At 48.2% G+C, this 11,952-nt stretch carries 12 protein-coding genes, 2 tRNA genes and 2 other RNA genes; 11 read left to right on the top strand and 5 right to left on the bottom strand.

Annotated features, from left to right (window positions below; translation table 11 throughout):
* Positions 1-112: 112 nt before the first annotated feature.
* From tolB to pnuC, 9 genes are all read left to right on the top strand, one after another.
* Complete coding sequence (gene tolB / locus ACQ29O_RS15060; RefSeq protein WP_001562341.1) at positions 113-1,405, top strand: Tol-Pal system beta propeller repeat protein TolB; 1,293 nt, start codon at positions 113-115, stop codon at positions 1,403-1,405.
* A 34-nt stretch (positions 1,406-1,439) separates the two neighbouring features.
* A complete protein-coding gene (gene pal, locus ACQ29O_RS15055) occupies positions 1,440-1,964 on the top strand; it encodes a peptidoglycan-associated lipoprotein Pal (RefSeq protein WP_001176621.1) in 525 nt (174 codons plus the stop codon).
* A gap of 9 nt (positions 1,965-1,973) precedes the next feature.
* Entirely contained in the window at positions 1,974-2,762 is a 789-nt protein-coding gene (cpoB, locus tag ACQ29O_RS15050) for a cell division protein CpoB (RefSeq protein ID WP_020937067.1), read from the top strand.
* Positions 2,763-2,926: 164 nt separating this feature from the next.
* Positions 2,927-3,002: transfer RNA gene (locus ACQ29O_RS15045), tRNA-Lys, on the top strand.
* A 133-nt stretch (positions 3,003-3,135) separates the two neighbouring features.
* Positions 3,136-3,211: transfer RNA gene (locus ACQ29O_RS15040), tRNA-Lys, on the top strand.
* A 29-nt stretch (positions 3,212-3,240) separates the two neighbouring features.
* Positions 3,241-3,366: non-coding RNA, RtT sRNA (locus tag ACQ29O_RS15035), on the top strand.
* A gap of 29 nt (positions 3,367-3,395) precedes the next feature.
* Positions 3,396-3,521, top strand: a non-coding RNA gene (locus ACQ29O_RS15030) — RtT sRNA.
* A 294-nt stretch (positions 3,522-3,815) separates the two neighbouring features.
* Entirely contained in the window at positions 3,816-4,859 is a 1,044-nt protein-coding gene (nadA, locus tag ACQ29O_RS15025; protein WP_000115338.1) for a quinolinate synthase NadA, read from the top strand.
* Positions 4,860-4,883: 24 nt separating this feature from the next.
* Positions 4,884-5,603: a nicotinamide riboside transporter PnuC gene (gene pnuC / locus ACQ29O_RS15020; protein ID WP_000345361.1), complete on the top strand. Its 720-nt coding sequence runs from the start codon at positions 4,884-4,886 to the stop codon at positions 5,601-5,603.
* On the opposite strand, the gene zitB is transcribed toward pnuC, so the two are convergent.
* Both zitB and ACQ29O_RS15010 read right to left on the bottom strand, forming a co-directional pair.
* Positions 5,600-6,538 carry a CDF family zinc transporter ZitB gene (zitB, locus tag ACQ29O_RS15015; RefSeq protein WP_000951250.1) on the bottom strand — a complete coding sequence of 313 codons (939 nt, stop codon included), beginning with the start codon at positions 6,536-6,538 and terminating at the stop codon, positions 5,600-5,602. The genes pnuC and zitB overlap by 4 nt on opposite strands.
* Before the next feature lie 110 nt (positions 6,539-6,648).
* Positions 6,649-7,035 (bottom strand): YbgS-like family protein, encoded by a 387-nt coding sequence (locus ACQ29O_RS15010; RefSeq protein WP_000784385.1) that lies wholly within the window; start codon positions 7,033-7,035, stop codon positions 6,649-6,651.
* 319 nt (positions 7,036-7,354) lie between these two features.
* Between ACQ29O_RS15010 and aroG the strand changes: the two genes are divergently transcribed.
* Complete coding sequence (gene aroG, locus ACQ29O_RS15005; protein ID WP_001109233.1) at positions 7,355-8,407, top strand: 3-deoxy-7-phosphoheptulonate synthase AroG; 1,053 nt, start codon at positions 7,355-7,357, stop codon at positions 8,405-8,407.
* A 93-nt stretch (positions 8,408-8,500) separates the two neighbouring features.
* Here the strand turns inward: aroG and ACQ29O_RS15000 are convergent, their stop codons facing one another.
* Together ACQ29O_RS15000 and ACQ29O_RS14995 are read right to left on the bottom strand one after the other, a co-directional pair.
* Entirely contained in the window at positions 8,501-9,046 is a 546-nt protein-coding gene (locus ACQ29O_RS15000) for a FumA C-terminus/TtdB family hydratase beta subunit (RefSeq protein WP_000970374.1), read from the bottom strand.
* A gap of 14 nt (positions 9,047-9,060) precedes the next feature.
* The gene (locus ACQ29O_RS14995) at positions 9,061-9,906 is read right to left on the bottom strand and encodes a fumarate hydratase (RefSeq protein WP_000086834.1); all 846 of its coding nucleotides are present in this window, start codon (positions 9,904-9,906) and stop codon (positions 9,061-9,063) included.
* A gap of 129 nt (positions 9,907-10,035) precedes the next feature.
* On the opposite strand from ACQ29O_RS14995, the gene ACQ29O_RS14990 reads away from it, so the two are divergent.
* Positions 10,036-10,926: a LysR family transcriptional regulator gene (locus ACQ29O_RS14990; RefSeq protein WP_000405927.1), complete on the top strand. Its 891-nt coding sequence runs from the start codon at positions 10,036-10,038 to the stop codon at positions 10,924-10,926.
* Here ACQ29O_RS14990 and ACQ29O_RS14985 read toward each other — a convergent pair whose 3' ends face one another.
* Positions 10,927-11,910, bottom strand: a complete 984-nt coding sequence (locus ACQ29O_RS14985; protein ID WP_000282119.1) for a LysR family transcriptional regulator — start codon at positions 11,908-11,910, stop codon at positions 10,927-10,929.
* Positions 11,911-11,952 lie beyond the last annotated feature (42 nt).

Here is an 11,952-nt window from a genome sequence, read left to right as displayed (position 1 = left end):
TATGGAAGTTGGAGCGGTTGAGTTGTTACTGGTCCTGGTGGTTTTGTGTATTTGAGTTTGTTAACATTCTGCTAAATTATCGTGGGTCGCAGGCCCAGGTATGGGAGATATGATGAAGCAGGCATTACGAGTAGCATTTGGTTTTCTGATGCTGTGGGCGGCGGTGCTGCACGCAGAAGTCCGTATCGAGATCACCCAGGGGGTGGACTCGGCGCGACCGATTGGCGTTGTGCCTTTTAAATGGGCCGGGCCGGGCGCTGCGCCTGAAGATATCGGCGGCATCGTGGCGGCAGATTTACGTAATAGCGGTAAATTTAATCCGTTAGACCGGTCCCGACTGCCGCAGCAGCCAGCCACCGCTCAGGAAGTTCAGCCTACCGCATGGTCTGCGCTGGGTATTGATGCCGTCGTCGTTGGGCAGGTAACGCCGAATCCGGACGGTTCCTACAATGTTGCTTATCAGCTGGTTGACACTGGCGGCGCGCCGGGGACTGTACTGGCGCAAAATTCTTATAAAGTGAACAAGCAGTGGCTGCGTTATGCAGGTCATACCGCCAGTGACGAAGTCTTTGAAAAACTGACGGGCATTAAGGGCGCGTTCCGTACTCGTATCGCCTATGTGGTACAGACTAATGGCGGTCAGTTCCCGTATGAACTGCGTGTGTCGGATTACGATGGTTACAATCAGTTTGTGGTGCACCGTTCTCCGCAGCCGTTGATGTCTCCGGCGTGGTCTCCGGACGGCTCAAAACTGGCTTACGTGACATTTGAAAGCGGTCGCTCCGCGCTGGTTATCCAGACGCTGGCAAACGGCGCAGTGCGTCAGGTTGCGTCCTTCCCGCGTCACAACGGCGCGCCGGCCTTCTCGCCGGATGGGACGAAACTGGCGTTCGCGTTATCGAAAACCGGAAGTCTGAACCTGTACGTTATGGATCTTGCTTCCGGCCAGATTCGTCAGATAACGGACGGGCGTAGCAACAATACGGAGCCGACCTGGTTCCCGGACAGCCAGACTCTGGCCTTTACCTCTGACCAGGCTGGACGTCCGCAAGTGTATAAAATGAACATTAACGGCGGTGCGGCGCAGCGTATTACCTGGGAAGGTTCGCAAAACCAGGATGCGGATGTCAGCAGCGACGGTAAATTTATGGTAATGGTAAGCTCAAATAACGGGCAGCAGCACATTGCCAAACAAGATCTGGTGACGGGTGGCGTACAGGTTCTGTCGTCAACGTTCCTGGATGAAACGCCAAGTCTGGCACCTAACGGCACGATGGTAATCTACAGCTCTTCTCAGGGGATGGGATCTGTGCTGAATTTGGTTTCTACAGATGGGCGTTTCAAAGCGCGTCTTCCGGCAACTGATGGTCAGGTGAAATCGCCTGCCTGGTCGCCGTATCTGTGATAATAATTAATTGATTACTAAAGGAATTAAAGAAATGCAACTGAACAAAGTGCTGAAGGGCCTGATGATTGCCCTGCCTGTTATGGCAATCGCGGCATGTTCTTCCAACAAGAACGCCAGCAATGACGGTAGCGAAGGCGGCATGCTGAACGGCGCCGGCACTGGTATGGACGCTAACGGCAACGGCAACATGTCATCTGAAGAGCAAGCGCGTCTGCAGATGCAGCAGCTGCAGCAGAACAACATCGTTTACTTCGATCTCGACAAGTACGATATCCGTTCTGACTTCGCGGCAATGCTGGATGCGCACGCTAACTTCCTGCGTAGCAACCCGTCCTACAAAGTCACCGTAGAAGGTCACGCGGACGAACGCGGTACTCCGGAGTACAACATCTCCCTGGGCGAACGTCGTGCTAACGCCGTTAAAATGTACCTGCAGGGTAAAGGCGTTTCCGCTGACCAGATCTCCATCGTTTCTTACGGTAAAGAAAAACCTGCCGTACTGGGCCACGACGAAGCGGCTTACGCTAAGAACCGTCGCGCTGTACTGGTTTACTAAGAGAATTGCATGAGCAGTAACTTCAGACATCACCTGTTGAGTCTGTCGTTACTGGTTGGCATAGCGGCCCCCTGGGCCGCTTTTTCTCAGGCGCCAATCAGTAGTGTCGGCTCAGGCTCGGTCGAAGACCGCGTCACTCAACTTGAGCGTATCTCTAACGCTCACAGCCAGCTTTTAACCCAACTTCAGCAGCAGCTCTCCGATAATCAGTCCGATATCGATTCTTTGCGCGGCCAAATCCAGGAAAATCAGTATCAACTGAATCAGGTGATGGAGCGCCAGAAGCAAATTATGCTGCAGCTGGGGAGCTTGAATAATGGCGGCGCAGCGCAGCCAGCAGCTGGTGACCAGAGCGGGACGGCAACCACTGCGACCCCCGCCCCGGATGCCGGTACGGCAACCTCAGGGGCGCCGGTACAAAGTGGCGATGCGAATACCGATTACAATGCGGCAATTGCGCTGGTGCAGGATAAGTCTCGCCAGGATGATGCGATTGTGGCGTTTCAGAACTTCATCAAGAAATACCCTGATTCTACTTATCAGCCGAACGCCAATTATTGGCTGGGCCAGTTGAATTACAACAAGGGTAAAAAAGATGACGCCGCCTATTATTTCGCCTCGGTAGTAAAAAACTATCCTAAGTCGCCGAAGGCTGCGGACGCGATGTACAAAGTTGGCGTTATCATGCAGGACAAAGGTGATACGGCAAAAGCGAAAGCGGTTTATCAGCAGGTGATTAACAAATATCCTGGCACTGATGGCGCGAAACAGGCGCAGAAGCGTCTTAACGCGATGTAATGCGTACCATGCGACCAGAAAACGCCTTTTTTCTGGTCGCGTCGTGCGATTCCTAAGCAGTTGAGCCCTCTGCGTCGAAATTTTTGTTGCGCTCAAATCTGAAATCAGTAATATATGCCGCCGTTGCCACGGGATATTAAACAACTCGAAAGCAACGCAAAAGTGGGTCGTTAGCTCAGTTGGTAGAGCAGTTGACTTTTAATCAATTGGTCGCAGGTTCGAATCCTGCACGACCCACCAATCGTTCGGTGGAAACGAGAATAAAACGTGAAGGATAACGTTGCGTCAGCAACGGCCCGTAGGGCGAGGCGAAGCCGAGTCATCCTGCACGACCCACCATCCTGAATGATTGAAGCAGTAACCCTTATCCAAGGGGTCGTTAGCTCAGTTGGTAGAGCAGTTGACTTTTAATCAATTGGTCGCAGGTTCGAATCCTGCACGACCCACCAATGTAAAAAAGCGCCCTAAAGGCGCTTTTTTGCTATCTGCGATATGGAAGATTCGAACCTGCCGCAGGTCCGGGTCTCACGTAGTGAGACAACGGAGCCGCTTGCGGCGACGGCCCGAAGGGCGAGCAAAGCGAGTCATCCTGCACGACCCACCAATGTAAAAAAGCGCCCTAAAGGCGCTTTTTTGCTATCTGCGATATGGAAGATTCGAACCTGCCGCAGGTTCGGGACTCACGCAGTGAGACAACGGAGCCGCTTGCGGCGACGGCCCGAAGGGCGAGCGAAGCGAGTCATCCTGCACGACCCACCAATGTAAAAGAGGGCGCTGGCGGCGCCTTTTTGCTATCTGCAATATGGAAGATTCGAACCTGCCGCAGGTTTGGGTCTTGCCTGATGCGCTGCGCTTATCAGGCCTACAGACGGCACCGCTCACGTAGGCCAGATAAGACGTTACGCCGCCATCAGATATGGGGCTACGTAATTATTGTGACTTTCCTTATTGAATCAGCTATCTTGTTTAGCATATAAAACAAATTAACCGATTGTGGCGTTTGTTACGCTTTCATTCGGTTATTTCGTTAAGTCAGTAAAACGAGAAACCACGATGAGCGTAATGTTTGACCCACAAGCCGCAATCTACCCGTTCCCGCCGAAACCAACGCCGTTGAACGACGATGAAAAGCAATTTTATCGTGAGAAAATCAAGCGTTTGCTCAAAGAGCGCAATGCCGTCATGGTGGCGCACTACTACACCGATCCGGAAATTCAACAGTTAGCAGAAGAAACCGGCGGCTGTATTTCCGACTCGCTGGAAATGGCCCGTTTCGGCGCGAAGCACGCCGCATCCACGTTACTGGTAGCGGGCGTACGGTTTATGGGGGAAACCGCCAAAATCCTCAGCCCGGAAAAAAACATTCTTATGCCTACGCTGGCGGCGGAATGTTCGCTGGATTTAGGCTGCCCAATAGACGAATTTAGCGCTTTTTGTGATGCGCACCCTGACAGAACCGTAGTGGTCTATGCTAACACCTCGGCTGCTGTTAAAGCGCGTGCGGACTGGGTTGTGACCTCCAGTATCGCCGTAGAACTGATTGAGCATCTGGATAGTTTGGGGGAAAAAATTATCTGGGCGCCGGACAGACACCTGGGGAGTTACGTGCAAAAACAGACCGGGGCCGATGTACTGTGTTGGCAAGGGGCGTGTATCGTGCATGACGAGTTTAAAACCCAGGCGTTGACCCGTTTAAAAAAAATCTATCCCTATGCCGCTCTTCTGGTTCACCCTGAATCGCCGCAGTCCATTGTCGAGATGGCCGATGCGGTGGGCTCCACCAGTCAGCTTATTAAGGCGGCAAAAACGCTGCCGCACAGACAGCTTATCGTGGCGACCGATCGCGGCATCTTCTACAAAATGCAGCAGGCGGTGCCTGAAAAAGAACTGCTTGAAGCGCCCACGGCTGGCGAGGGGGCGACCTGCCGTAGCTGCGCGCACTGTCCGTGGATGGCGATGAATGGCCTGAAAGCCATTGCTGAAGGGCTGGAGCAGGGAGGCGCGGCGCATGAAATACAGGTTGATGCGGCGCTACGCGAGGGCGCATTACTGCCGCTCAACCGGATGCTGGATTTTGCGGCTACACTTCGGGCGTAAAGACGGAAATCTTTGGGGGAGAGAATGGATTTTTTTAGTACGCACAACATACTGATTCATATTCCGATTGGCGCTGGCGGGTACGATCTCTCGTGGATCGAAGCGGTAGGAACCATCGCCGGCCTGCTCTGTATTTGGCTTGCCAGTCTGGAGAAGATCAGCAACTACTTTTTTGGACTGGTTAACGTCACCCTGTTTGCGATTATTTTCTTTCAGATCCAGCTTTATGCCAGCCTGTTGCTGCAACTCTTTTTCTTTGCCGCCAATATTTATGGCTGGTATGCGTGGTCGCGGCAAACAAAGGATAATGAAGCCGAGCTTAAAATCCGCTGGCTGCCGTTGCCAAAAGCAATGGCATGGCTGGCGATATGTGTGATAGCTATCGGTTTGATGACGCGATATATCGATCCCGTATTCGCCGTCCTGACGCGCGTGGCCGTCGCCATTATGCAGATGCTGGGGTTACAGGTGACAATGCCTGTACTGCAACCGGACGCTTTCCCGTTCTGGGACTCTTGCATGATGGTGCTGTCTATCGTGGCGATGATTTTGATGACACGCAAATATGTCGAAAACTGGCTCCTGTGGGTGATAATCAACGTAATCAGTGTGGTGATTTTTGCTTTGCAGGGCGTCTATGCGATGTCGCTGGAATATCTGATCCTGACATTTATCGCCGTGAACGGTAGTCGCCTGTGGATAAACAGCGCGCGGGAGCGAGGATCGCGCGCGCTTTCCCGTTAATGGTGATGAACATGCCCGGATGGCGTCTGATTCAGATGACAGTCCGGGCCGTGACACACTTGATACTCCATCTGAATCGTAGCGTGCGCAATATGGTATTCGTGCATCAGGAAATCCTGGATACGTTCCAGCAGCGCATCATGGTCGTGTGGCGGAATGACCTGAGCGTGCAATGTCATGACCGGTTTTTCGCCGACCATCCAGACATGCACATGGTGTACGTTGCGGACTTCGGGGATTTCCCGGCTTAAATGGCGCTGTAAGGCATTAATATCCAGTGAAACCGGCGCGCCTTCCAGCAATTCGTTGACGCTATCTTTTAACAAACGCCAGGCGCTGCGTAGTACCAGTACCGAAACCAGAATAGAGAGAATCGGGTCCGCTGGCGTCCAGCCCGTCCAGATAATGATCAACGCGGCGACTATTGCGCCGACGGAACCCAGCAAATCGCCCATCACATGTAGCGCGGCAGCGCGCACGTTCAGGTTTTTTTCATCGCTTCCCCGATGGAGTATCCAGAACGCAAACAGGTTCGCCAGCAGACCCGCAACCGCAATTACCATCATCAGATTGCCCGCCACCGGACGTGGCGTGTAAAAGCGCTCTATCGCTTCCCAGACAATGAGAAGGGTAATGACCACCAACGCAATGGCATTCACAAAAGCCGCCAGTGTGGTGAGTCTTAGCCAGCCAAAAGTGTGGCGAACAGTCGGGGGACGACGGGAAAATTGAACCGCCAGCAGCGCAAAAAGAAGGGCCGCCGCGTCGGTGAGCATATGTCCCGCATCCGCCAACAACGCCAGAGAGCCGGAGAGTATCCCGCCCACCACCTCAAGGAGCATAAATCCGGCAGTGACGATAAAGGCGAAAAGCAGGCGACGAGCATTATTATCTTTCGGCAGGTGTGAATCGGCATGAGAGTGTGAGTGCGCCATAACGTCATTCCTTTGTTATTCTCATCAATACTGTAGACATCATACTGATTTTTCGCTGACAAAATAAAAAGGAGAGCGAAAGCTCTCCCGTTATCAGACTTTTTTCTGCATTACTGTGTGGTACCGTCGGTTTTGGTATTCACGTCATTATTGACGCCATTACCGGTTTCCACTTTTTTATTAATATCCGGGCAGCGACCGTCTTTACACATGGTATTTTTATGCTCTTCATCCTTGGTCATTCCGTCATGATTCATGGTTGAACCGTCTGGATGCTGCATCGTGCTGTTAGTATTGCCGTTGGTATTGATGTCGTTGTTATTCACATCATTCGGCGCCACATTCTGGCGGGCGTCCGGGGCAACCTGACCGGCATTTGCCGCCGAGTTCGCCTGGCCATTACTGGATTGCGCGTTAGATTCAGCAGCTAACGCTGTGCCGCTGGCAAGGCCGAGGGTAGCGGTGAGTAAAAGCGTAGTCAGTTTTGTCATTTTCATAAGATGCTCCTGTTATGGTGGATATGTCGGATAACCTCTTCCAACAGTGCACGTGTCAGTCAAATCCTCAAATAAGGGATAAAAAACGTTCGCCGCCGCGGGTTAACGCAGCAGAGAATCTTGCAATAATTCATAAACAGAGTGGTTACAGTTAAAAAGTGTAGGTTAGATCCCATTTTTCGCTACATTTGTGCGTTTTTTTCCTGAATTCCAGGATTATTCCGTTCAAAGTGTAAAAGCCCGTTTACACTATTTAATTGAAGAGATAGATTGGAGGGATTGCATTCATTGGGATAAGTACGGCAACACTGGAATAAACATGAATTATCAGAACGACGATTTACGCATTAAAGAAATCAACGAGTTATTACCTCCGGTCGCGCTGCTGGAAAAGTTTCCCGCCACGGAAAATGCAGCAAATACCGTTGCTCACGCGCGCAAAGCCATCCATAAAATTCTCAAAGGCAATGACGATCGTCTGCTGGTGGTGATCGGTCCTTGTTCAATTCATGATCCGGCAGCGGCGAAAGAGTATGCCGCCCGTTTGCTGGCGCTACGTGATGAGCTTCAAGGCGAGCTTGAAATTGTCATGCGCGTCTATTTTGAGAAACCGCGTACCACCGTCGGCTGGAAAGGGCTGATTAACGATCCGCACATGGATAACAGCTTCCAGATTAACGACGGTCTGCGTATTGCGCGCAAACTGCTGCTGGATATTAACGACAGCGGCCTGCCTGCCGCCGGCGAATTCCTCGATATGATCACGCCGCAATATCTGGCCGATCTGATGAGCTGGGGCGCCATTGGCGCGCGGACTACTGAATCCCAGGTTCATCGCGAACTGGCGTCTGGCCTCTCTTGTCCGGTCGGTTTTAAAAATGGTACTGATGGCACGATTAAAGTTGCCATTGACGCCATCAACGCCGCCGGCGCGCCGCATTGCTTCCTCTCCGTCACTAAATGGGGTCATTCGGCGATTGTGAATACCAGCGGCAACGGCGACTGCCATATCATTCTGCGCGGAGGTAAAGCGCCAAACTATAGCGCGCAACATGTTGCTGAGGTGAAAGAAGGCCTCATCAAAGCGGGACTGACGCCGCAGGTCATGATCGATTTCAGCCATGCCAACTCCTGTAAGCAATTTCAAAAGCAGATGGAGGTTTGCGCCGATGTCTGTCAGCAGATAGCGGGCGGTGAAAAAGCGATTATTGGCGTGATGGTAGAGAGTCATCTGGTAGAAGGAAACCAGAGTCTGGAAAGCGGTCAGCCGCTGACCTACGGTAAAAGCATTACTGACGCCTGTATTGGCTGGGAAGATACCGATGCGCTGCTTCGTCAGTTGTCGGCAGCGGTAAAAGCCCGTCGCGGCTAAGTTTAGTTTCTATCCTGTGGTGAAGTGCAGGATAGAAAACATATCGGTCCGGTAACAGCCTACCGGACCGATATTGCCAATATTAATGTATTATTATTTGGCGTACTTGGGTACTTCCTGCTTCTGGAGAGTATTTCCTTCCGAATCAATTCCTACAATGACTCTATAGCGGTCAAAATATAACTTCTTAATGGATTCTGTTCCTAATTCTTCGTAGGCAACAATTTCTACTGATTTAACATGTTTTGTATTAATTGCAGACGCTCCTCCAATCCCGAGTAGCGAAACCCCACCGTATTTTTTACAAAGCTCAGCGACATAATCAGCACGATCGCCTTTGCCAAGAAACGCAGTTGCTCCTTGTTGAAACATCATTTCTACAAATGGGTCCATACGCGCGGCCGTTGTAGGACCGTTGGAGCCAATAGGTAAACCAGGTCTGGCAGGGCAGGGGCCAGCATAGTAAATCGTTTGGTTTTGAAAATCGACCGGTGATTTTTCTCCGTTACTAAGCGCTACTTCGATTTTTTTATGCGCGGCGTCACGGCAGGTGTAAGCAAATCCAGTGAGAAATAATATATCGCCGACCTTAAGAGTTTTCGCTTTCTCTTTAGTCAATGGTAATGTTAATTCCATCATAGCCTCTCCAGGTATTAAATGATTTCACTAGCGTGGCGGCTTGCATTACATTGGAAATTGATTGCGACTGGCAGTGCAGTGATATGGCAAGGATAGTAATCGACATGCACGCCTAACGCCGTAATACGCCCGCCCATACCTAAAGGGCCGATCCCTGTATTATTCACGGCCTCTAATAATTCAGCTTCGAGCTGGGCATAAAGTGGTTTAGCATTGAACTCACCAAGAGGGCGTAATAATGCTTTCTTAGCCATCCACGAACAGTGATCCATTGTACCGCCAACGCCGATACCAATAATATAAGGAGGGCATGGATTGCCTCCTACACGACGGACAGTTTCCAGAACAAAATCTTTTATACCATCAATACCATCGCCGGGAAGCAATGTTTTAAAAGTTCCCATATTTTCGCTACCGCCGCCCTTTGGCATAACGGTAATTGTCACTCGGTCACCATCAACAATTTCAGTATGTAAAATTGCAGGAGTATTATCATTAGTATTAATACGTTCTAATGGATCTGCAACCATGGATTTTCTTAAGTATCCATTTTCATAGCCCTGGCGAACACCCTGGTTCACCTGATCTTTAAGCGGCTTACCTTCCCAGCATACATGTTGTCCAATTTCCATTATAACGATACAAGTGCCGGTATCATGGCAGCATGCAAGTTGTTCTTTTTTTGCATACTCTCCATTATCAATTAATATCTTAATGGTTTCCTTGCCGATCTTTGACTCTTCTTTATCATATGCTTTACGAAAAGAACACATGAGATTATCATCCAGTTCATAACAAGCTTTTTTTACAAGTTTTTCGATAACCGAAATGATAATTTCTGTATTTAATATACGACTCATACTCCCTCCAGTGCTATGTTGCATTGTTTTATCCATTGATCACATTTTCATGATATTCGTATTCATTGTAGGAAGGAAATATGTTATTTTTATTAAATGATAAATTTTATTTATAGTAGTGGAAAATAGATGGAAATTAGACAATTAGAATATTTTGTAAGCGCTTCTTTGTTAGGTAACTTAACCAGAGTTGCTGAGCGGCATTTTGTTTCTCAACCTAATATCACCATTGCTATTAAGAAGTTAGAGACTGAATTAGGGGTGACATTATTTGATAGAAAGAAAAATAAACTTGTCCTTACTGAGGAGGGCATGTTTTTCTTACAAAAAATTGAACCTATCCTTATTGCGTTAAAAAATAGCGTAGCGGAAATGAAAGATTATCGTAATGAAAATGGTGGCATAGTAACTTTGGGGATCCCACCGATGATAAGTTTGTTTCTTTTTTCACCGCTCTTCAAGCATTTCCGAGAGATTTATCCAGAGATGGAACTCTCTCTTGTTGAAGAGGGGACTTTTGGTTTACATGATAAACTTTCTGCTGGAGAGCTGGATCTTGCTATTGTTATTATTAATGACTGTCCAAAAGAATTAGTTACGGTACCATTAATGACTCAGCAACACGTGGTATGTATGTCAGATAAACATCCCCTGGCAAAAAAGGATAGTATCGATTGGGAAGATCTACAATATGAGCCATTGATACTAATGAAAAAAGATTCCTGGCATAGAAAAACGATTATTGAAGAATGTACAAAGCGAGGAATTCATACACATATTTTTCTATCATCAAACAGGGTTCAAACCAACATAGATCTGGTTGCTAAAAATGAAGGAATTTCTTTCATTTTGGACGCTGTCGATCTTAAAGCCGAAAAAGTAATAACCAAGGCCATGACTGAGCCGACTTATGTTACGATTGGTTTGGCCTGGAAGAAAGATAAATATTTATCATATGCAACCAGAGCGTTAATTAAATTTATTGAGGATTATATTAAAGAACATTTTACAATTAAATAATTATATTTGTTCTTCAACAAAAATTTCCCATAGCTCTTCGGCATCTGGAGGCATTCTCTTGGCTGGTCTATAAAGTCTTATTTCTATGGGTACCCATAAATTGCTTTCTTTTTCCGCTGCAGTAACAATAGTTTTAGCCTCTATATCTTGCCTGGCAAGGCTTTGAGGTATCCAGGCAACACCATCGCCAGATCTGACCATTGCCAATAGTGTTGCTGCCAGATCGGCCACAAAGGCAACATTTATATTATGGGTAATTCTGTTAATAGACGCTGTATTTGCTATTATTCTTCCCAGACCTGATTGTGATGAAAAAGAAAGGTAAGGGAATTGAATCTTATTATTTATATTCCACAACGGTTTTAACGTTTCTGAGTCTGGTTTACTGAATGGAATTAATGTATCAAACCCAAGACGAATGCTCATAAAGTTATTTTTATTTAAATTTAGATGCATATGTGGGTGATGGTGACACAGCAAAAATTGTGAATCTCCCTGCCGCATCATTTTTTCGCACGCATTCAATGAGTCAGATAAAAGACGAAATGAACCAAATTTTGCAATTTTATCACTTTGCTTTAACAAGTGCGGTACAAAAGAGAAAGACAAAGCATGCGTTGCTGAAAAAACAAGACTAGGTTGTTTATTACCTGCAGCCTCAAGGGTATCACTTTTCAATGTGTACAAGGAGTGGATCAGTTCGGGAAGCTGGTCTGTAAATACTTCTCCGGCCTTGGTAAGGGTGACTCCCCGTTTACTTCTTTCAAAAAGGGGCGTACCCACCCATTCTTCGAGAGATTGTATCCGACGACTAAATGCGGGTTGAGTCACATATCTTGAGGCAGACGCTTTTGAGAAATTCAACGTTTCTTTTAGAGCCAGACAGTCTTCGAGCCATGTTAGTTCGAGGTGATGCCGATATTGCATAAGCTGCAACCTTATTAGCATTGGATGAGTTTCATTTATATAAGTAGCATTATACACAGACAGATTTTAAGAGGAAATTATTTGATTAAACAGAAACAA

It is taken from the genome of Salmonella sp. GDC200615 (assembly GCF_050574145.1).
Lineage (GTDB): Bacteria > Pseudomonadota > Gammaproteobacteria > Enterobacterales > Enterobacteriaceae > Salmonella > Salmonella enterica.
Note: the sequence above shows the minus strand (reverse complement) of the source record. Positions and strands in the feature narration are given on the sequence as shown.

Bases quoted from the DNA above. Each gene is read 5' to 3' on its own strand.
- ACQ29O_RS14995 (WP_000086834.1), bottom strand. From the start codon at position 9,906: ATGAGTCGTATATTAAATACAGAAATTATCATTTCGGTTATCGAAAAA.
- nadA (WP_000115338.1), top strand. From the start codon at position 3,816: ATGAGCGTAATGTTTGACCCACAAGCCGCAATCTACCCGTTCCCGCCG.
- ACQ29O_RS15000 (WP_000970374.1), bottom strand. From the start codon at position 9,046: ATGATGGAATTAACATTACCATTGACTAAAGAGAAAGCGAAAACTCTT.
- pnuC (WP_000345361.1), top strand. From the start codon at position 4,884: ATGGATTTTTTTAGTACGCACAACATACTGATTCATATTCCGATTGGC.
- cpoB (WP_020937067.1), top strand. From the start codon at position 1,974: ATGAGCAGTAACTTCAGACATCACCTGTTGAGTCTGTCGTTACTGGTT.
- aroG (WP_001109233.1), top strand. From the start codon at position 7,355: ATGAATTATCAGAACGACGATTTACGCATTAAAGAAATCAACGAGTTA.
- ACQ29O_RS15010 (WP_000784385.1), bottom strand. From the start codon at position 7,035: ATGAAAATGACAAAACTGACTACGCTTTTACTCACCGCTACCCTCGGC.
- tolB (WP_001562341.1), top strand. From the start codon at position 113: ATGAAGCAGGCATTACGAGTAGCATTTGGTTTTCTGATGCTGTGGGCG.
- ACQ29O_RS14990 (WP_000405927.1), top strand. From the start codon at position 10,036: ATGGAAATTAGACAATTAGAATATTTTGTAAGCGCTTCTTTGTTAGGT.
- zitB (WP_000951250.1), bottom strand. From the start codon at position 6,538: ATGGCGCACTCACACTCTCATGCCGATTCACACCTGCCGAAAGATAAT.
- pal (WP_001176621.1), top strand. From the start codon at position 1,440: ATGCAACTGAACAAAGTGCTGAAGGGCCTGATGATTGCCCTGCCTGTT.